Annotated in this window: 21 protein-coding genes; 6 read left to right on the top strand and 15 right to left on the bottom strand. The window is 40.1% G+C overall.

The genetic code is table 11. The features are described from left to right. Nucleotides 1-170: 170 nt before the first annotated feature. The 5 genes from ctaF to cyoE form a co-directional block, all read right to left on the bottom strand. Nucleotides 171-503, bottom strand: a complete 333-nt coding sequence (gene ctaF / locus RSX31_RS02345; protein ID WP_044337517.1) for a cytochrome c oxidase subunit IVB — start codon at nt 501-503, stop codon at nt 171-173. A gap of 4 nt (nt 504-507) precedes the next feature. Next, the gene (locus RSX31_RS02340) at nt 508-1137 is read right to left on the bottom strand and encodes a cytochrome (ubi)quinol oxidase subunit III (protein ID WP_044337518.1); all 630 of its coding nucleotides are present in this window, start codon (nt 1135-1137) and stop codon (nt 508-510) included. Beyond that, nucleotides 1137-3008, bottom strand: coding sequence for a cytochrome c oxidase subunit I (gene ctaD, locus RSX31_RS02335; RefSeq protein WP_148968622.1), 1872 nt, complete (start codon nt 3006-3008; stop codon nt 1137-1139). Before ctaD ends, RSX31_RS02340 begins: the two co-directional genes overlap by 1 nt. Before the next feature lie 29 nt (nt 3009-3037). Further along, nucleotides 3038-4114: a cytochrome c oxidase subunit II gene (gene coxB, locus RSX31_RS02330; RefSeq protein ID WP_148968621.1), complete on the bottom strand. Its 1077-nt coding sequence runs from the start codon at nt 4112-4114 to the stop codon at nt 3038-3040. Between the two features lie 103 nt (nt 4115-4217). Further along, a complete protein-coding gene (gene cyoE, locus RSX31_RS02325; RefSeq protein ID WP_148993518.1) occupies nt 4218-5129 on the bottom strand; it encodes a heme o synthase in 912 nt (303 codons plus the stop codon). A gap of 482 nt (nt 5130-5611) precedes the next feature. Here cyoE and RSX31_RS02320 point away from each other — a divergent pair, with 482 nt between their 5' ends. After that, complete coding sequence (locus RSX31_RS02320; protein ID WP_262371621.1) at nt 5612-6532, top strand: COX15/CtaA family protein; 921 nt, start codon at nt 5612-5614, stop codon at nt 6530-6532. 40 nt (nt 6533-6572) lie between these two features. On the opposite strand, the gene pyc is transcribed toward RSX31_RS02320, so the two are convergent. From pyc to glsA, 4 genes are all read right to left on the bottom strand, one after another. Then, the gene (gene pyc, locus RSX31_RS02315) at nt 6573-10013 is read right to left on the bottom strand and encodes a pyruvate carboxylase (RefSeq protein ID WP_148993517.1); all 3441 of its coding nucleotides are present in this window, start codon (nt 10011-10013) and stop codon (nt 6573-6575) included. A 142-nt stretch (nt 10014-10155) separates the two neighbouring features. Next, nucleotides 10156-11373: an FtsW/RodA/SpoVE family cell cycle protein gene (locus RSX31_RS02310; protein ID WP_148993516.1), complete on the bottom strand. Its 1218-nt coding sequence runs from the start codon at nt 11371-11373 to the stop codon at nt 10156-10158. A gap of 114 nt (nt 11374-11487) precedes the next feature. Beyond that, nucleotides 11488-11769, bottom strand: a complete 282-nt coding sequence (locus tag RSX31_RS02305; protein ID WP_113968349.1) for a YlaN family protein — start codon at nt 11767-11769, stop codon at nt 11488-11490. 209 nt (nt 11770-11978) lie between these two features. Next, nucleotides 11979-12905, bottom strand: a complete 927-nt coding sequence (gene glsA / locus RSX31_RS02300) for a glutaminase A (RefSeq protein ID WP_397541004.1) — start codon at nt 12903-12905, stop codon at nt 11979-11981. 136 nt (nt 12906-13041) lie between these two features. Here glsA and RSX31_RS02295 point away from each other — a divergent pair, with 136 nt between their 5' ends. Beyond that, nucleotides 13042-13539 (top strand): peptidyl-prolyl cis-trans isomerase, encoded by a 498-nt coding sequence (locus RSX31_RS02295; protein WP_148993515.1) that lies wholly within the window; start codon nt 13042-13044, stop codon nt 13537-13539. Between the two features lie 90 nt (nt 13540-13629). On the opposite strand, the gene RSX31_RS02290 is transcribed toward RSX31_RS02295, so the two are convergent. Further along, complete coding sequence (locus RSX31_RS02290; RefSeq protein ID WP_148968616.1) at nt 13630-14958, bottom strand: PhoH family protein; 1329 nt, start codon at nt 14956-14958, stop codon at nt 13630-13632. Nucleotides 14959-15136: 178 nt separating this feature from the next. On the opposite strand from RSX31_RS02290, the gene RSX31_RS02285 reads away from it, so the two are divergent. Continuing rightward, nucleotides 15137-15739, top strand: coding sequence for a YhcN/YlaJ family sporulation lipoprotein (locus tag RSX31_RS02285; RefSeq protein WP_348774867.1), 603 nt, complete (start codon nt 15137-15139; stop codon nt 15737-15739). Nucleotides 15740-15789: 50 nt separating this feature from the next. Here RSX31_RS02285 and RSX31_RS02280 read toward each other — a convergent pair whose 3' ends face one another. Beyond that, nucleotides 15790-16245 (bottom strand): pyridoxamine 5'-phosphate oxidase family protein, encoded by a 456-nt coding sequence (locus tag RSX31_RS02280; protein ID WP_148968614.1) that lies wholly within the window; start codon nt 16243-16245, stop codon nt 15790-15792. A gap of 189 nt (nt 16246-16434) precedes the next feature. Between RSX31_RS02280 and RSX31_RS02275 the strand changes: the two genes are divergently transcribed. Next, nucleotides 16435-16635 carry a YlaI family protein gene (locus RSX31_RS02275; RefSeq protein ID WP_148968613.1) on the top strand — a complete coding sequence of 67 codons (201 nt, stop codon included), beginning with the start codon at nt 16435-16437 and terminating at the stop codon, nt 16633-16635. Nucleotides 16636-16702: 67 nt separating this feature from the next. Then, on the top strand, nt 16703-17068 hold the full coding sequence (locus tag RSX31_RS02270; RefSeq protein WP_315633520.1) for a hypothetical protein: 366 nt from the start codon (nt 16703-16705) through the stop codon (nt 17066-17068). A 57-nt stretch (nt 17069-17125) separates the two neighbouring features. Here RSX31_RS02270 and RSX31_RS02265 read toward each other — a convergent pair whose 3' ends face one another. Beyond that, nucleotides 17126-17434, bottom strand: coding sequence for a YlaH-like family protein (locus tag RSX31_RS02265; protein WP_113968356.1), 309 nt, complete (start codon nt 17432-17434; stop codon nt 17126-17128). 22 nt (nt 17435-17456) lie between these two features. Further along, the gene (gene typA, locus RSX31_RS02260; protein ID WP_148968611.1) at nt 17457-19295 is read right to left on the bottom strand and encodes a translational GTPase TypA; all 1839 of its coding nucleotides are present in this window, start codon (nt 19293-19295) and stop codon (nt 17457-17459) included. A gap of 277 nt (nt 19296-19572) precedes the next feature. On the opposite strand from typA, the gene RSX31_RS02255 reads away from it, so the two are divergent. Continuing rightward, entirely contained in the window at nt 19573-19758 is a 186-nt protein-coding gene (locus RSX31_RS02255; protein ID WP_148993511.1) for a YlaF family protein, read from the top strand. A 45-nt stretch (nt 19759-19803) separates the two neighbouring features. On the opposite strand, the gene RSX31_RS02250 is transcribed toward RSX31_RS02255, so the two are convergent. Then, nucleotides 19804-20601, bottom strand: a complete 798-nt coding sequence (locus RSX31_RS02250; protein ID WP_148993510.1) for an inositol monophosphatase family protein — start codon at nt 20599-20601, stop codon at nt 19804-19806. Between the two features lie 310 nt (nt 20602-20911). Further along, a complete protein-coding gene (locus tag RSX31_RS02245) occupies nt 20912-21106 on the bottom strand; it encodes a hypothetical protein (RefSeq protein ID WP_113968360.1) in 195 nt (64 codons plus the stop codon). Nucleotides 21107-21224: the final 118 nt, after the last annotated feature.

Here is a 21224-nt window from a genome sequence, read left to right as displayed (position 1 = left end):
GCATCCCTGAAAGGCGCTCTTTGCCTTTTTGGTATGTTTGACTTATGACCTCGAGCCTCTAAGCCCCGTAGCTGGACAATGAAAAGCGGAAGCGGCTTGACCAGGCCCGACAAGCACATAAGAACTCCAGCCCAACAAAAAAAGCCAGCCATCCGGCTGACTTTTTTAATTTAGATCCATACAATCGTTACAAATGCTAACACTGTGATAAATGCAACAAGTGCACCAGAATACAGGAATAATGCAGGAGCTTCATGACCTTTATGACTCATATGCATGAAGTAATAAAGTTGAAAAATTAGTTGAACCACTGCAAGTAAGAGGATAAAAGGTACAATAAAGTACTTATCAAAATCTCCAGCCACTGCAATGAACGCCACTAATGTTAAGAAAATCATTAACATGAAGGAAGTAACCTGCATTCTCATGTCTTCTGCATTTTTCTTACGACGATATTCGTAATCTACACTTGGGTTACCTGAATTTGATTGTTGATTCGCCATCAGTTTATCCCACCATTCCCATTAAGTATACTACTGTAAAGATAAATACCCATACAACGTCGATAAAGTGCCAGTATAGAGAAGCTAAATAGAACTTTGGAGCATTGTAAAGGTTCAAACCACGTTTAGCGTTTCGAAGCATTAAACTTACAATCCATAAAAGACCGAAAGCTACGTGTCCTCCGTGGAATCCAACTAGTGTGTAGAAGGCTGAACCAAATGCACTACTAGTAAAAGTATGCCCGTATTCGTGTACGTAATGATTAAACTCATAAATCTCTAATCCAAGGAAAGCTGCACCTAGAAGAACCGTGACTAATAACCAAGCCTGCATGCGTTGGAAGTTATAGTTCTTCATATGGTACATTGCATAAACACTTGTAAGAGAACTTGTTAGAAGTAACATAGTTGCAATAAATGCAAGTGGTAAATCAAAGATGTCAGCAGCAAGTGCATGACTGTCACTAGGAACTTTGTCTTTAAGCGCTAAATATGTTGCGAAAAGAGATCCGAAAAGAACCGTTTCTCCACCAAGGAAAAACCAAAAGCCCATAAACTTGTTTTTCCCCTCAAGGGTTGCCTTTTCAGGGGAGGCCGGCCAGGTCTTTGGCGTGAATTTTTCTTCAGCATGCATTATGCCTTACCCCCTTTATCATCATCCATTAAATCTTCTTTATGAACATGATATCCATGATCATCAATTACAGAACGGAAGAACATTGCACCTAGTGTGATAAGCATTCCAATTACGAGAACTGGGATTGCCCAAGCTTTATCTCCATCCGGATGATACATAGCACCAAATGCTGCTATGAATAGCCCAAGTGAAATGATTACCGGTAGTATCGAGTTATTCGGCATATGGATATCTCCGATTGGTTCTGCCGGTGTTAGATCTTTTTTACCTTCCATTTTTTCTAACCAATAAGCATCTAAGCCACGGATAAGCGGAGTTTGCTTAAAGTTATAGAATGGTGGTGGTGATGGAATCGCCCATTCAATGGTACGTCCGTCTCCCCATGGGTCATTAGAAACCTTAACCCCTTTAACTTGAGTCATGATGACGTTAACAAGAAGTACGATAACTGCGACTCCCATGAAGCCTGCTCCAATAGAGGAGATTAAGTTTCCTGTTTCTAATCCTTGACCAGGCAAGAACTTCCAAATACGACGAGGCATACCCATTAAACCAAGGAAATGCTGAATAAAGAATGTTAAGTGGAATCCGATAAAGAATAACCAGAAAGCGATTTTCCCTAAGAAATCGTTTAACATTGTACCGAACATTTTTGGCCAGTAATAGTGAGTACCTGCCAACAGGGCAAATACTACCCCACCAACGATAACGTAGTGGAAATGGGCAACAACGAAATACGTATCATGGAACTGATAGTCAGCTGTTGCAGCTGCGTTCATAATTCCGGTTACTCCACCTGCTACGAAAGTAGGGATAAACGCTACTGCGTAGAGCATTGGAGTAGTGAAGCTGATGCTTCCTCCCCACATCGTAAGGAGCCAGTTAAAGATTTTGATACCCGTTGGAACGGCAATGGCCATTGTCGCAACGGCGAAGATTGCATTTGCGATTGGTCCAAGACCTACTGTAAACATATGGTGAGCCCAAACCATGAATCCTAAGAAACCGATAAGTACGGTCGCAAATACCATGGATGAGTAACCGAATAAACGTTTTCTAGAGAAGTGTGGAATGATCTCAGAGAAAATTCCGAAAGCAGGCAATACAAGGATGTATACCTCAGGGTGACCAAAAATCCAGAAGAAATGCTCCCAAATAATGGTGTTACCGCCATTCGCTACATCAAAGAAATTCGATCCGAACATACGATCAAATAACATTAAGAATAATCCTACCGTTAAAGCAGGGAACGCGAATAATATAAGTGCCGAGGTAACAAATACTGTCCATGTAAATAGAGGCATACGCATGTATGTCATACCTGGAGCACGCATATTAATGATGGTTACAAGGAAGTTGATCCCACCTATTAATGTACCTGCACCTGAAATCTGTAGCCCCAGTACATAGAAATCAATCCCATGTCCTTTAGATGCCATTGAGAGTGAAGCATATGAAGTCCACCCCGCATCCGGTGCTCCGCCTAAGAACCATGAAAGGTTAAGGAATACTCCACCTGCGAAGAATAACCAAAAACCTAATGAATTCAGAAAAGGAAATGCAACGTCACGAGCACCGATTTGTAAAGGTACAACCGCATTCATGAATGCGAATATTAACGGCATGGCCGCTAAGAAAATCATCGTTGTACCGTGCATTGTTAAAACTTCGTTGTATAAGCCAGCACTAACAAAGTCATTGTTAGGAACAGCAAGCTGTATACGAATGATAAGAGCTTCTAATCCACCGACTAAGAAGAAGAATCCTCCAGCCATAAGGTAAAGGATGGCGATCTTTTTATGGTCTACTGTTGTTAAATAGTCCCAAACAGTCGCGCCGAAGCCTTTTTTCTGTGCATAGCTACTCACGATTAAACCTCCCTTTAACTAATCCCCAATTAATCTTGAACTTTTAATCCCATCAGATATTCTGCAAGGGCATCGAGTTCGTCTTCCTGCAGGTTACCATATGTACCTGTCATTTTGTTACCTGGTTTGTACTGCTCAGGGTCAACCAGCCAATTTTTCAGTTCTTCTTCATTGTGATCCAGAATACCTGCGATTCGAGTACGCTCACCAAAGTTTGCTAAGTTCGGAGCAAGACGAGCTGATTCCGGACGTCCATCCTGAGGTGATACTGCGTGACAGCTTAAGCATTTTTGGTTGAAGATTTCTTGTCCTTGTTGAGCTAAATCAGAAGATGGTTTAGGTTCTCCTGCATTTTTCATATCTTCTACCCATGCCGTAAACTCGTCCTTAGGAAGCGCTTTTACTTTAAAGTCCATTAAAGCATGAGAAGGTCCACATAGCTCAGCACATTTTCCGTAGAATAATCCGCCTGCTTCTTTAGACTTTTCTCCATCAAATTCAAGGAAGAATGTGTTTACGTTGTCGACGTTTGTATCAATCTTTCCTCCAGCTGCTGGAATCCAGAAAGAGTGTTTAACATCAGAAGCCGTAACATTGAAGTAAACCCTTTGATCGGTTGGTACAACTAAATCCTGTGAAGTGATGATTTTTTCATCCTCATACTCAAATTCCCACCAGTAAAGATTAGCGCGAACATTTATAACTAAAGCTTCGCGATTACCATCTGCGTCCTTTTTGTCCATAGCCTTTGTATCAGCTAATTCGAAAGTAGACGTTACGGTTGGAACAGCCAGGATAAGAAGAAGGATTATTGGTATTACTGTCCACACGATTTCAAGTGTGTGACTACCTTCAACTTGTTTCGGGATAGTAGTATCTCCCTTTTTTCTACGGAAACGAATGATTGCCACCATATAGACGATGACTACTACAATGATTACCAATACCATTATTAATGTAGACAGTATCATTAAATCATATTGTGACTGTGCTACTTCACCAGCTGGCTGTAATGTGGAGAGAAATGGCTCTCCACAACCAGAAAGAACTAGCGCTAACATTGCTACAATTGAGAATAAGCGCCACTTAGATAGCCTTGCTTTCATAGCTTAATCAAACCCCTCTTTCATGTAATATACTTTTGAATAAAACAAGGACTCATAAAAAATATCTATTTGGATTTCTTATCAGAAAGAATTCCCACTAATCTTATAGTACAGTAACGATAACCATCGCCACGAACAAGATAGTTAAATAATTTAGTGAATAGACAAACATAAGTTTTGACCACTTAATATCATCTTTCATTTTGTAACCTGCGAGTCCCAGTGCCAGCCAGCCAATATTAAAGGCTGTTGCAAGGATAAAGAAAAACATTCCTAAATCCATCAAGAAGAATGGCAGAGGCAGTAATGCTGCAACCCAAGCAACGATATGGTGCTTTGTTGTAGCAAATCCCTTTACTACGGGAAGCATCGGTATATTCGCTGCTCTGTATTCTTCCACTCTCTTCATCGCTAAAGCGTAGAAATGAGGGGGTTGCCAGATAAACATCATTAGGAACAGAACCCATGCGATGATATCCAGATTTGCGTCTACAGCTGACCAACCGATTAACGGCGGGACTGCACCTGAGATACTCCCTACAATTGTGTTGCTTACGTATTTCCTCTTAGACCACATTGTATATAATACAACGTAACTAAATACCCCAATGATTCCTATCACACCTGCAGTGACGGTAGTCATAAATAACATTATGATTCCCACTGCAATCATAATTAATCCCAAAGACAAAGCTTTAGGTGCATTGATCTTACCTGTTACGGTAGGGCGTCCCTTCGTACGTTCCATCAGAGGATCGATGTCTCGATCATACACATTATTTATGGAGCAGGAACCCGCGATAATTAGGGAAGAACCTATCAACGTCAGGAACATCGTATCAAGAGAATTTAGAAAGTGTGTATTAGTAAAGTAAAAAGCTAACCACATACCTGTAAAGGTTGTAATTAAGTTTGAATTAACGATACCAATTTTGATTAGTGCTAAAAAGTCCTTCCAAGCAGTTGAGGTTGTCAAATCTGCTTCTTGAGCGTTAGTCATCATTCGACTAGACATTCTCTTCCTCCTCTCTATAAAAAGCCAGAGGCCAGTTGCCACCTCTATACTATATAGGAAATGATTCACTATTTCTATATCCGTCTGATAATTCATGCACAGATAAGAAATAGTATATATGCTATCAATATTATATTAAACCATATATTTTTTCCTTTTTGGGGGAGAATTAGACAATATTGTGAAGAAATTGTGAAGAAAGAAAAACGCAGACGTTTCTTCATATTTCTACAAACATTTTAAACCCATCATACCATAAAACAAAGCTAAGCGCTTACAGATTTTGTTTTTCTGCAAATTAGTCATTATCTACTAATAGTTATTCTCTTCATATAAATAATTATCATGCTCATAATTCTGTAACATTTTATCGGTTGAGTTTTACTGACCTTTTATGTATTATCGTAGGGGCATATATATTTTTCTACTATATTTATAAATTAGAAAGTGTGTAGAGTCTATTAATTAAGAAGGTGAATAGATTGCATAATAAAGGTGTCCACAAAGGATTAAAGTGGCTTGCCGTTCTCACCACCCTTGGTATGTTATTTGTTCTATTGGGAGGAGCCCTCGTTACAAAGACCGAATCTGGTATGGGCTGCGGACGATCTTGGCCATTATGTAACGGACAATTGATTCCAAGCGATATAACATTCGAGCTTGTCATAGAATTGGCACACCGGGTTGTCTCCGGTGGTGTAGGATTATTAGTATTGGCATTATCGATATGGTCATGGAGAGCGATTGGTTATAAGCGTGAAACAAAATTCCTTGCTGCACTCTCTTTCTTTTTCTTAGTGTTACAAGGTCTAATCGGAGCTGCCGCTGTACTCTGGGGTCAATCAGACTTCGTACTTGCACTGCATTTCGGGATTTCCCTTATATCATTTGCTTCAATTCTATTGTTAACACTTCTGATTTTTGAAGTCGATCAGAAATTTGATGCCAACTCATTGGTCATTAATAAACGAATGAGATTCCATACAATAGGAGTCACTTTATATAGCTATATTGTTGTTTATACCGGTGCTTTAGTCAGACACACGGATTCGAGCTTGGTGTGTAAAGATTGGCCTTTATGTGTTAACTCTTCTCCGGGTCTCCCATCCAATCTGTATGAGTGGATTCAAATGGGTCATCGGACAGCAGCAGGACTCATTTTCTTATGGATTGCTTATATCACATATATTGCGATCAAAGAGCATAAGCACCAAAAGGTTATTTATTGGGGATGGATCATCGCATTTACGCTGGTATCCCTTCAAGTCATGTCCGGAGCACTCGTTGTGTTCACAAGATTAAACTTAGGTATAGCTTTATTGCACGCTTTGATCATCTCTTGTCTATTTGGACTACTCTGTTACTTTATCCTGCTCATCTCAAGAAGTAAGCTGAAGGCATAACAAAAAAAGGATTCCGGTCATAACCGGAATCCTTTTTTGTTTATGCTTTTTGAACTTCTATTAATAGGTCACCAGGGCTAATGGCATCACCATTTTGCACATAGATATCTTTCACTACCCCTGCAAACGGAGCTTGAACGGTCGTTTCCATTTTCATGGCTTCGGTGATCATTAAGTGATCCCCTTTTTCTACCGCCTCTCCTTTTTCAGCAATTACCTTAATCACGGTTCCAGGCATGGAAGCACCAATATGAGTCTCATTTTTTGCGTCAGCCTTCATCTTGGCTGCCACTGTCGATTTAATGCTTTCATCTTTTATCACAATTTCACGCGGCTGACCATTCAGTTCAAAGTAGACGATCCGTGTACCATCTGCCTGAGCCTGGCCAATGGAAACCAGCTTGACAATAAGTGTTTTCCCGGTTTCAATTTCAACCTCAATCTCTTCACCAAGTCTCATTCCGAATAAGAAAGTAGGCGTATCGAGAGTGGAAATATCACCAAATTGATCCATTGTATGTGCGTATTCCATAAACACTTTAGGATATAGAGCATATCCAAGAGCATCGAAACTAGTGACAGGGCGTTGCAGTTCTTCGAAGAGTTTTTCTTTGAGTGCTGTGAAGTCCACATCATCAAGGAGCTCCCCAGGTCGAACGGTTAATGGAGTGCGCCCTTTCAGAATCACGCTTTGTAAGTCTTTCGGGAATCCTCCATGAGGCTGACCCAAATACCCTTCGAATAATTCCACCACTGAATCAGGGAAGTCAATCTTTTCCCCTTTTTCGATTACATCTTTCTCCGACAAATCATTCTGCACCATGAACAACGCCATATCCCCGACAACTTTTGATGAAGGAGTAACCTTTACGATATCCCCAAAGAGGTGGTTGACCCTTGCATACATTTCTTTGACTTCTTCCCATCGATGCCCGAGTCCTACAGCTTTTGCCTGCTGCTGAAGATTACTATATTGTCCCCCGGGCATTTCGTGCTTGTAAACCTCTGAATGAGGAGACATCATCCCACTTTCAAAGTCTGTATAATATTTTCGAACGTCTTCCCAATAGTGGGAAAGAGTCTCCAATGAGTTAATATCTACATTAGGTTCCCTTTCAGTTCCTTTCAATGCGTAGTAAAGTGTATTGGCACTTGGTTGAGATGTTAATCCAGACATCGTGCTAAGGGCTGTGTCGACAATATCCACACCTGCTTCAACGGCTCTTGCGTATGTGTAAATACCGTTTCCACTTGTATCATGGGTGTGTAGGTGGATAGGCAGACTTACCGTATCTTTCAGTTCTGAAATAAGTCGGTAGGCTGCCTGTGGTTTTAAGAGCCCCGCCATGTCTTTAATCGCTAATATATGCGCCCCGCTTGCTTCTAACTCTTTTGCCAGATTCTTATAGTAATCAATACTATATTTGGTCCGGGTAGAATCTTCAATGTCACCTGTATAACAAATGGCTGCCTCGGCGATTTTCCCGCTTTGTCTTACCGCATCAATGGCTACTTCCATACCCTTGACCCAGTTTAAACTGTCAAATATCCGGAAGACGTCAATACCTGCGAATGCTGATTTCTCAACAAATTCTTTTATGACATTATCAGGATAGTTCTTATATCCAACGGCATTTGATGCCCTCAGCAGCATTTGGAATAGAACATTGGGAATGTCCTCTCTCATAGTTAATAATCGATTCCAGGGATCTTCCTTTAGAAAACGATAGGCTACATCAAACGTTGCCCCTCCCCACATTTCATAGGAGAACATATCAGGAAGCAGGTGAGATGTCGGATGTGCAATTTGCTTCAGGTCGTTTGTTCTGACACGCGTAGCCAATAATGATTGGTGCGCATCCCGGAAAGTTGTATCAGTCAGGAGCACTGAATTTTGTTCCTTGACCCAATTAACCAAACCTTCAGCACCATGTTGATCTAAAATTTGCTTTGTCCCAGGCTTAAAGTCTTGTTTCAAGTCAATAGCAGGAATCCTAGGCTTAGAGAATACAGGCTTTTTCTTCTTCTCGATTCCAGGAAAACCATTCACGGTTACATTTCCGATATAAGAAAGCATCTTCGTACCACGGTCTTTTCGTTTCGGAAAAATAAACAGTTCAGGGGTTGTATCAATAAAGGATGTATCATACTTACCCGTTATAAAGTTTTCATGCTTAACGACATTTTCAAGGAAAGGAATATTCGTCTTGATTCCACGTATTCTAAATTCTTGAAGATTTCTGACCATTTTGGATGCAGCTTGTTCAAATGTCAAAGCCCAGGTGGACAGTTTTACAAGAAGGGAATCATAGTATGGTGTAATGACGGCCCCCTGGAACCCGTTACCTGCATCCAATCGAACCCCGAATCCCCCGCCTGAACGGTAAGCCATGATCTTCCCTGTGTCAGGCATAAAGTTGTTCAATGGATCTTCTGTTGTCACACGGGACTGAATGGCAAACCCATTTGTCCGGATTTCTTCTTGAACAGGTATGCCAAGCTTACTGCTATGTAGTGCATGACCTTCGGCAATCATTAATTGCGATTGGACAATATCCACTCCGGTAACCATTTCCGTAATCGTATGCTCTACCTGAACACGAGGATTTACCTCGATGAAATAGAACTGCTCATTTGCAACCAGGAACTCAACCGTACCTGCATTCACATACTTTACATTATCCATCAACCGGACGGCTGCATCACAAATATCCTCTCTCAACTGATCACTCAAGGATACGGATGGTGCTATTTCAACTACTTTCTGGTGACGTCTCTGGATGGAACAATCGCGTTCATATAAGTGAATAATGTTGCCGTCTTCGTCCCCAAGAATTTGAACTTCTATATGTTTAGGATTCTCAACAAATTTCTCAACATATATTTCATCATTACCAAATGCTGCCTTCGCTTCAGATTTAGCGCGCTCGTATGCTTCCTTTAAGCTTTCCAGGTTACGGACGATACGCATTCCACGTCCTCCGCCACCTAATGAAGCTTTGATGATGATCGGGAATCCATGGTCCTTCCCGAAGCTAATGACTTCTTCTAGCGTTTCTACAGGTCCATCTGTTCCCGGAATAACCGGAATATTGGCTAATTGTGCCTGATGACGCGCCTTTACTTTGTCACCGAACATATTTAAGTGCTCTGAATGAGGACCTATGAAGGTAATCCCCTCTTCTTCACAACGTCTGGCAAAATGAATATTTTCGGACAAAAAACCGTAACCGGGATGGATGGCATCGACATCGGCGTTCTTTGCGATCCGAATGATCCCCTCTATATCTAAATAAGCATCAATTGGTTTCTTTCCTTCTCCTGTCAGGTAGGCCTCATCTGCTTTATATCGATGATATGCTCCCGAATCTTCCTTACTGTAAATGGCGACGGTTCTAATATTAAGCTCCGTACATGCACGAAACACACGGATGGCAATTTCACCGCGATTTGCTACTAATACTTTTTTGATTTTCTTCAATACACTCTCTCCTTTAGGCTATTCATGATTGAAAATCTCTGTAAAGCAGTCTATGAAAAAAGGGCTGACCCGAAAGATAATCAAGAAGTATCTTAGGGGGCAGACCCTAGACTTAGAGTTTTAGATACTCTATCAAAGTGACCTACATTTTTACGCCATATATTTTTTTGCTATTATCCATATTCTCCGAAGGGTAGCCATTTTCCTTCTTTATTTTATATTTTTCTTCATATTTTACAAACATCGACACATTCACAAGGACACCCATCGACAAAGACAGCACTAATAGTGATGATCCTCCATAGCTGATAAATGGAAGTGGCACACCTGTAATCGGGATTAATCCGGATACCCCTCCTAAATTAATGAAGGCTTGAATACCAATCATACTGGATATTCCGATGGCCAGCATCGTTCCAAACGGGTCCTGGCATTTAACTCCCGTATATATGCCCCGAAGCACGATATAAGAGAGTCCGAGTATGACAAAGCTTACACCGAATACACCTAATTCTTCAGCAATGATAGCCATAATGAAATCCGTTTGTGGTTCAGGGAGATAACCCAGTTTTTGAACACTTTGACCTAATCCAAGCCCTTTTACCCCTCCAGAGCCAATGGCAAGGTATGAGTTCACCAAGTGGTACCCTTCCCCTTGGGCATATTTAAACGGTGATAAATACGCTTCAATCCTGCTAAGTCTTTCTCTCGTAAAAATAAAGCCCCTTGCCAGGTATATGACCGGTGAGAGTACGATCAACAGACCTGCTCCCAAACCTGTCAGCTTGAAGAAGGTTTTAAAACTGATCCCTGAGCAGGAAATGACGATTGCTCCGATGGCGAAAATGATAGCCGCCGTACCAAAGTCAGGCTCTAAAAAGACTAAAAAACATATAAAACCTAAAAATAGTAATGGCGGGGCAAGGCCCTTATTAAAATCATCTATGTATGCCTGTTTCTTGGAGTATACAGAGCCAAGATAAATAATGACTGCAAGCTTGGCGAACTCCGATGGCTGAATGGGCATGAAACCTAAATTAATCCAGCTTTTTGCGTTGTTTACTTCATAACCGAAAATATGTACCCCGATTAATAATCCGATAACGATAAACATGAGTCCCTTGATTATTTTCCCCACTTGGAATGCTTTGTAAGGAAACCATGCTGCTATCGTAAAGGCAAAGAAACCGATGAGAATATTGATCATCTGTCTTTTATAGAAATGGTCACTTTCCCAACCAAATCGTTCTACAGCCATGACCATACTCGCACTATAAATCATTACCAGACCAAAAAGACAAAGGAATACATATACAGCGATTAATGAATAATCATAGGACTTTGCTATTTTTTTAATCATGACATTTCAATCCTTTTTCTCTTATATCATTTAAATTAATCCCAACCAGTCAGATTCTTTAACAAAAAAACTCAAACAACAGATCCATGTATTGTTTGAGTTGTCATGACTATTTTACTTTTTTGTAGATGCTTCATGAAGGGCAGAAAGTTGTCTTTCCAAAGAATCAATCAGCTCTTTTCCATCTTGATCATCTACTAATCCTAAACGGACCGCAAATTCTATTTCACGAGATAATCCGAACATTTGGGTATCCAATACTTCCTCATAAAGAGGACATTGGGGCATCGTTAAATTATCCATTTGTACTTTAATAAGTTGTAAAATCTTTTCTGCGTCGGCCTTTAGCAGTTCATAGGCTTTTTCTCGATGATTAATTGTCATTTCTGACGCCACAGTGATCCCCCCATTCCGAACAAATAGCTTTCCTGTCTTAAAATTTTATCGTTAAATCAGAGAAATTGCAAGAAAAATAAGTGTATTCCCCGGGATTCTATGACAGAAATTCGAATTATTATATCGGAGTGTTCCTCATGAAAATTCTTATACAAAATGCCTATCCGGAACTCGCTAATAAAACATACCCTTATGGGCGTGATCCTTCGTTAAAATATACTCCAGGAATATTCATCACTGAGCATTTCAAGTAGCTTTAGTCCTGCACTGCTATTCCCGACGTTATCAAGTGCAGGACCAAAGATCCCGATTCCACACTTCCCGGGAACAGCACCCATGATACCACCTGACACCCCACTTTTCGCCGGAATACCAACCTTAATGGCAAATTCTCCAGAAGTATTATACATCCCGCAAGTCACCATGAACGTTTTACAAATTCTCGCAACATCTCTCGTAATAATTTCGCGCCCGCTTTCAGGGTCAACGCCATCATTGGCAAAAACTGCCCCCATCTTAGCAAGGTCGACACAGCTCATCTCCACCGCGCATTGTTTTGTATAGAGAACGAGTAAATCTTCGACATTTCCGGTAATCACACCGTGCTGCTTCATAAAATAACAAAGCGACCTGTTTAAATTAGCTGTTTGAAGCTCTGAATAAGCCACATCTTCATTATATGATACGGTTTCCCCGGTCATATGATTGATGAACTCTATTAATCGTCCCCACTTTTCCATTCCTGTGTTTCCTTTGATCATATTCGTGACTGCGAGTGCACCTGCGTTGATCATCGGATTTAGGGGTTTGGAGGGCTTATGTGTTTCGAGTTTCGCTATGGAATTAAAAGGATCACCAGTAGGCTCCATGCCAACCTTCGAGAAGACATGTTCCTCCCCGTAGTCCATTAAGACAAGAGCAAGAGTGATGACTTTCGATATACTTTGCAATGTGAACTTCTTTAAATGATCTCCTGCATAACAAGAATGGTTTTCCAAAGTATATATACTTATTGCCAAATCACTTGGGTTTTGGTCCTTCAGTGCAGGTATATAATCTGCAACTTTTCCTTCAGCTGCAAAAGGTCTTGCTTTTCCCACTAATTCTTCCAACAACTCCTGAGTTCTAATCACTATCGTATCAGCTCCTTTAGTCCTACCTTTAGTTTCCCTACTTTCACCAATTGAAAACGTTGAAAATGCTTTCAGCTTTGTGTGACAAACGTTTAAATAACAGATATACTGAATCTATCAGCGAGAGGAGGAGTCTCAATTGGAAAGCATAGTACCGATAAAAGGTAAAGTGAAATTCACGATAACTCTGGATTCCGGCGTTTGGATATTCGATGATCGAAAAGTGGATTTGACTACATATTTTGATGAAAAGAATGAGACGATTGACGAATTGGAAGAATATACAAAAGCCGTATCCAAGCATTGGTCACGGGAAATTCAGGAAGGTGCAACCTATCCCCCTACACTTAAGACAGAGAAAAAATATGAAAAGGAAAAGATTTTAAACGGGTCTTTCGCTATTCCGTTTGCCCCTTTCCTTACAAATGCAGAACCTCTTGAGAATGCTGCATCTCTTGTGGTTGAAACAGAAACGGATGAATATCGCATGGATCTTGCACAAGCAGATCAATTGCTTATCGGGTTCTCAAAAGCCGGAAAGCCACTAAAGGAAAATGGCCCCGTTCATATCTACTACAAAGACGGATCAAATAGAGATACCCCCATTACCGATGTTAGAGCCTTTCGAGTAGAATAAGTACATCAACAAGCGCAATTTCGAAAAAAAAACCGGTTCAGGAACCTCTGAACCGGTTTTTTCATACGTTACTATTGTGTTTCGGCAGTATCAAAGAAGATCAGCAGCAAGTTGAGCAAGACCCGATCTTTCACCTTTCATGAGTTTAACATGTCCGGCCAGTTTTTGATCTTTAAATTTTTCTACCACATACGTTAAGCCGTTATTGTATTCATCCAGGTATGGATGATCAATCTGAGCTGGATCTCCCATCAAAACGATTTTACTTCGCTCTCCCACCCTGGTTAAGATCGTTTTCACTTCATGTTTCGTTAAGTTCTGGGCTTCATCAATGATGATATATTGATCTGGAATACTTCTACCCCTTATATATGTTAAAGCTTCCACTTCAATTGAGCCCATACCCGCGAGGATATCATCCAGCTCACCAGGTTTTTTCGTATTGAATAGGTATTCGAGGTTATCGAAAATGGGCTGCATCCAAGGTCTGAGCTTTTCTTGTTTTTCCCCTGGGAGATAACCTATATCCTTCCCTACCGGGACAATTGGACGAGCAACGAGCAATTTATTGAATTTATTGAAGTCCTCTGTCTGAAGAAGACCTGCCGCCAGTGCGAGCAGGGTTTTTCCTGTCCCGGCTTTTCCTATCATGGTTACCAACGAAATATCATCTCTTAGTAACAGTTCAGTTGCCATTGTTTGCTGAACATTGCGGGCCTTGATTCCCCACATATGCTCTTGATCATATACCAGCTTCTTCACTTTCAGTCCGGATGCATCCACCATTCCAAGTGCAGAAGCAGAGCTTCCAAGAGCATCCTTCATTATGAGGAATTGATGAGAATAAAATCGTTGTTTCGTTATATCAGTAAGGGTCAGTTCCCCTTTATCATAAAATTTGTCGAGTAACTCTCTCTCGGTGTAAAGTTCAATAAAACCTGTGTAAATATCGTTTACCTCTATGACCCGGTCACTCAGGAAATCCTCTGCCTGTAATCCCAACGCATCAGCCTTTACCCGTACGAGGGTGTCTTTACTAACTAGTATGACCGATTTTCCATCCTTTTTCTCTTCTTCTTCGAGAGATAAGTTTTTAGCCACGGCAATAATCCTGTTATCATTTGTTTTTTCTAAAAAAATTTCCTGAAGTTGCTGAAATGAGCGGTGATTTAGTTCAATTCTTAGTGATCCTCCCGTATATAGAGGGATTTTTTCATGAAGTTTTCCTTGTTGCCGTAAATTATCTATCAGTTTCGATACATGTCTAGCGTTTCTTCCGATTTCATCCATATAACGCTTTTTGGAGTCCACTTCTTCTAAAACGACTGCAGGTATAACCACCTCATTATCTTGAAACGAAAAGATGGCTTGTGGATCTTGTAATAAGACATTGGTATCTAATACATAAATTTTATTCAAATCGATGCCTCCTGCTCCTGATTTCTTATTACTATTGTATGTAGCCAATGTTGATCCGGTTATTCCCAGCTACTCAAATAGGACGGCCCGTTTCTTAAAATATATGAATAAACGTATAAAGATAGAAGAAAATTACACAATAAGAAAAGATATTGATTCTAAATCGGGAGGTATTCACATGTTTAAGCTCATCTCTCTACTTATGGTAACCATCATTCTTGGTGCATGCGCCAACAAGGATGAGGTCGGGTATGATAATGATTCAAACAGTAACAACAATAAACCGATCACTGTTCAGGATAGCAACATCCAGCATGTTGAACGAAAATCAGGACAGCAAATTTCTCGGCATTTAGTTGACCTGACGACGAGTGTACCAGATGTAAAAGACGCAACAGCCGTAGTCTTTGGAAAATATGCATTTGTTGGAATCGATATCGATTCCGACATTGAGCGTTCACAAGTCGGTTCAATCAAATATTCTGTAGCAGAAGCGCTTCAAAAAGACCCTTACGGTGCAGAAGCCATTGTCATCGCTGACCCGGACCTTTATGCACGTTTGAACGAAATCAGCAAAGACATTCAACGGGGCGAGCCGGTCCAGGGAATCATGAATGAATTGGCTGATATATCAGGCAGACTTATGCCTGAAATCCCTCGATCGTTAAAGCAAGCAGACCCTGAAAATGCTCCGAATGAACCAAAAAAGAAAATGAACAACACGAAAGAGAAACAACTAAAGGAAAAACAAGAAAATCAAACGTATGATAAGATTGAATAATGCTGTGATCAATTAAAAGATGAGAAAAAGCCATGAAAAAGCTTAGGGTACTAAGCTTTTTTCATGGCTTCAATTACTTGACGGTCCAAACGGTCTGCGGCCGTCTTATCATATGTCTTCTCATAGGCAGGTTCTGAAGATATTTTCGATCCATAGAACATGACATCTCTTACTTCATCAATAGCAAGTTTAACAAGCGTCAGCTTTAAAGGCACTCCTACGAGTTTTTCCTCTCGCACCCCTGCTTTTCCGCTTATGGAATAGGTTGATTCATTTGCAATTAAATTCACAACGGCAAGTGGATTGTTCTTAATATTTTCTACAATCCTGGACCGTTGATCAACAGCAAATAACAATGTGTGTTCATCCTTTGCATAAATCCAAGAGATCGCACTCACATTAGGTCCATGCGTTTGGTGATCGATTGTCGCGAGTGTAACAAATTTTTCTGATTGAAGTTCTTCAAAAAGTGCAGGAATCAAGCTGGGTTCCACTTGGTTAGCCATACAATCCCCCCTTATGCAGACTCATTTTTTCTCTGTTAGTGCTTCATTTCATTCGTGATCCACCTTGATTATACTATACCAAATTCTATTGTTAAAAGCATACAGGAAAGTTAAATAAAGCGTTTGACTATACTACATGATATACTAAAAAGACTAGACTTATGATTAGAACAAATTGAGGTGTAATGTATGAGAGTAAAATGTGCTCTATGTGAAGTGATAGAAAATATTGATGATTATTCCTTACAAGCGAAGAAATTGCGTAACCGGCCCATTCATACGTATATGTGTGAAAAGTGTCATGATCGTATTAAAGAAAAGACGGAAGAACGTGTGTCGAGTGGGAACTTCAGATTTTACCGTTCCCCTCAAGTAGAAGATGACTTTTAAACAAATCTGTTCAGGAACTATTATTGGCCTTGCTTCCGGTACCCTATTAGGATTATTTCTAAAATGGATGCAGATTTTGACAGGCATCAAGGTATACGTCTTGTTATTGAATGTGGATTTCATCCCTGTGTTCGGTGAAACAAACTTTCCTGAATGGATCGAGTTTTTGTTCCACTTGGTTATTTCATGTGTGATCGGGGTCTTGTTCGTGTACTTGATGGAAAGGCTGAACGTTTCTGGTAAGGGCTCCTGGGTCCTCTCCCTTGTGCTAACAATCCCGACTGTGTTCCTGTATTTCCCTCTTTCGCACCTGGCAATTAAAGATGTACCCGGTTTACTGTATGGTGAGGCAATTATCTTATGGACAGCAGGACATCTTCTATACGCTCTGTCCTTACCTCCGCTATATATTCTATCTTCTGTACGGGGTTGATCCACATAACAAAAAAAGCTGCAGTCTCATTCATAAGAGACTGCAGCTTTTTTCAGCTTAAAAGGTGCCTTTTTTCTTTTCGTTCGTTAGACGAATCTTATATATTACTAAGATAAGAGCTGCAACGACTAACCCTTCTGCTACTGGTAAAAAGATACCGAGAAAGGTTAATACGGTGCATCCCAGAATAAGAAAAGAATAAATCAATATTGATTTCATTACGGGCAGCTTCTTCGCAAAACCGAGCTTATACACTAAGATTGAGAGCCCTACTATGGTTATATAAAGCAGCCACATCCCCATTTCCGCGTTCTGGTCAACACGATAAAGGGATGCGAAAAAGGACAAACGCTCAGTTACATCCATTTCCTACTCCCCCTCACTTAGTTTATTGAGACACCTTGCTCTTCTTTTCTGCTCTTTCACGTTCATTCTTATCAAGAATCTTCTTACGAAGACGGATCGATTCAGGAGTTACCTCACAATACTCATCATCGTTTAGATATTCAAGAGATTCTTCTAAAGTCATGATTCTTGCCTTTTTAATGGTTACAGTTTGATCCTTGTTAGCCGAACGAACGTTTGTGGCTTGTTTAAGCTTTGTGATATTAACGGTAATATCATTTTCTCTTGTATGTTCCCCAACGATCATTCCACCATAAATTTCTGTACCGGATTCAACGAAGATAATACCGCGATCTTCCACTTGCATGATTCCGTATTGAGAAGCTTTCCCTGTTTCCATCGAAACAAGTACACCTTGACGACGTCCGCCAACGCGACCTTTTTGCAGAGGCTGATAGCTGTCGAATGTGTGGTTAATGATTCCATATCCGCGAGTAAGAGTCATAAACTCCGTTGAATAACCGATTAATCCACGTGCAGGAACCATAAACATTAAACGGACCTGTCCATTACCGTTGTTTACCATATCCAGCATTTCGCCTTTACGTTGACCAAGTGATTCAATGACTCCACCCATATATTCTTCAGGAATATCAATTTGAACACGTTCTACAGGCTCACTCTTCACGCCATCGACTTCTTTAATGATAACCTGTGGTTTAGATACCTGTAATTCGTAACCTTCACGACGCATGTTTTCAATCAGGATGGAAAGGTGAAGCTCTCCACGACCTGAAACCGTCCATGCATCAGGTGAATCTGTTGGTTCAACACGTAAACTTACATCCGTTTGAAGCTGAGCCAATAAACGTTCTTCGATTTTTCTTGAAGTAACAAATTTACCTTCTCTACCTGCAAATGGACTGTTGTTCACTAGGAAAGTCATTTGAAGTGTAGGCTCGTCAATACGAAGAACGGGAAGTTGATCCTGATGTTCAACAGGACAAACCGTTTCACCAACATTAATATCTTCCATTCCGGAAACAGCGATTAAATCACCCGCTTTTGCTTCTTGGATTTCTTCACGTTTTAATCCGAAGAAACCGAAGATCTTTGTAACACGGAATTGTTTAACAGAGCCGTCAAGCTTCATTAATGCTACCTGTTGGCCAACCTTCATTGTCCCTCTGAACACACGTCCGATTCCGATTCGACCAACGTAATCATTGTAATCGAGTAATGCAACTTGGAATTGTAGTGGATCTTCAGAGTTGTCTACTGGTGCAGGAATGTGCTCAATGATTGAGTCATATAAACACTGCATGTTTTCATCTTGTTTTTCCGGATCTGGATCTATACTTGCTGTACCGTTGATAGCTGAAGCATAGACAACGGGGAATTCAAGCTGTTCATCATTTGCATCCAGTTCAATAAATAATTCCAGAACTTCATCGATTACTTCTTCCGGACGTGCTGAAGGCTTGTCAATTTTATTTACAACTACGATAGGTGTAAGGTTTTGCTCAAGTGCTTTCTTAAGAACGAAGCGAGTCTGAGGCATACAGCCTTCATACGCATCTACCACTAGTAAAACACCATCTACCATTTTCATGATACGTTCAACTTCTCCACCAAAGTCAGCATGTCCTGGTGTATCAAGAATGTTGATACGAGAATCTTTATATTGAATCGCTGTATTTTTCGCTAAGATCGTAATACCGCGTTCTCTTTCCAAATCATTTGAATCCATCGCGCGTTCAGAAACTGTTTCATTTTCGCGGAAGATTCCAGATTGCTTTAAAAGCTCGTCTACTAATGTCGTTTTCCCGTGGTCAACGTGAGCAATAATAGCAATATTTCTAAGGTCATTTCTTAATTTCATATTTCCACTCCTGAATATTGGATTTCTTTATACTATTAAAGATAATATATTTCAGTTCAACTAGACCATTATATCACAGCATTTAAAAAAGCCCTAATAAATATTTCATAAAGCCTTTTCTTCCCACTAAAAGTTTCCATAATAACTTCAATCACATCGTTATGCTTATTTGTATGCTCTAGTCATTGCACATTAGCGAATTGATAGGTAAAATTTAATTGGAAGAGCAATCATGGTTTTAATCTAATGAAGAAAATGATTTTTTGGAGGTTTTATCTTGGGGAATATTAAATGGATTTTTGTATTATTTTCTATATTAGCTGCTGTTTCTCTTATGGGAATCGCAGTTTCCATCAGTTTACAAAGCATCCTTCTTGCTATTTTAAGCTTCATTTTTCTATTTATTGTGATGGGATTCGGTTTCAAGACAAAGAAGAAATACCGTGATGAAGGGCGATTGTAGATTAAAAAGGGGAGACGAAGCAATGAAATTGCCCGTCTCCCTTCTTTATATCTTTCGTTTTAGATAGTCAGTCAAGATGGTTTGGTGCAGCCCGGGTTTTCCTACAAACAGCGAACTTTTATTCAACGGGTTCAGAGGATCCCCATTCAGGTCAGTTACAATTCCCCCAACCTCTTCAATCATGATTTTCCCAGCTGCGAAATCCCATGGAGCCAGGCGCATTGTTAAGTAAGCATCCAATCTACCTGAAGCGACATAAGCCAATTCAATGGCAGCTGATCCGTAGGAACGTGTTCCCCTTACATCTTTCACGAGTGGTGCAAGGATTGTTCGGTCAATCCGTTTATTCTCAGTCACCCAAAGTGCATTTAAAGCTACAATGGCATCCTGAACCGGTACTGGTTCAAGCTCCGGCAGCTTCACATCATTCATATAAGCTCCGTTTCCTTTATTTGCAAAATACAGCTCATCATGGACGACATCATATATGTATCCTAATTTACCTTCTTCTCCATCATAGATGCCGATAGAAATGGCAAAATTTCGTTGTTGATGAACAAAATTCATCGTTCCATCGATCGGGTCGATTATCCACGTGATACCTGATAGCTCCTTAAAGTCATCGCCATACCCTTCTTCACCGAGGATTTGATGATCCGGGTACGTATTACGGATATTTTCAGTAAAGAAATGCTCTGTTGCTTCATCCATATCGGTTACCAAATCATTTCGATTCGACTTCGTTTTTATATTCAACTCTGTCTTGAATGATTGACGAATTCTTTCTCCGGCTTCCTGTATCCACGTTCTTACATTTTGATCTAATTCCGTCCAATTTGTCATTGATTATTAGCCTCCAATTTGCGTAACAAAATCTTCTTATTAATTACTAATATGGTCGTTTTCATTAGATCCGACTTAAACTCCCTCTATAAACAAGAGCCCCAATGAACTTCTTCTATAGCTAAATAGCTTAATGGAAATTAGAGGCAGTTTCAAGTTATTTACCTTATCGTTCATCGTAAGTTTAGATTGTTTAAATTCGGGGTTATTTTTAACCACAAAAAAGCGAACTCTCTATGCCTATGAGCTCGCCGTCCAATAGTCGAATTTTTGACAGTATACTTTATACCCACCTGAAAGGATTAAAGCTTTATAAGGCCTTCATTTTCATTAGTTCTTCCCGAATACTCATGAGTTTCTGTTTGGACTTGGTCTGGGTTTCTTTATTCTTCATTTGAATTGCTTCGAACAATACAGCTAGTTCATAATCCATTTCAAGTCTTAATACATTCATTCTTTGCTGTTGGACATCACGTTTTTTAGAAGTGTTCATTACTTGTTTCATGGCCATACACCCCTTCCGAGTTTTCAATTTATCTGATTGTTCTGATAATATTTACTACATGTTATGAAGTATCATCCAATCTTGTAACTAAAATGTGCAGTCACCCATAGATAAATCA

The organism is Rossellomorea yichunensis (assembly GCF_032337515.1).
GTDB classification, from domain to species: domain Bacteria; phylum Bacillota; class Bacilli; order Bacillales; family Bacillaceae_B; genus Rossellomorea; species Rossellomorea yichunensis.
This window is presented reverse-complemented; position numbering and strand designations above follow the sequence as displayed.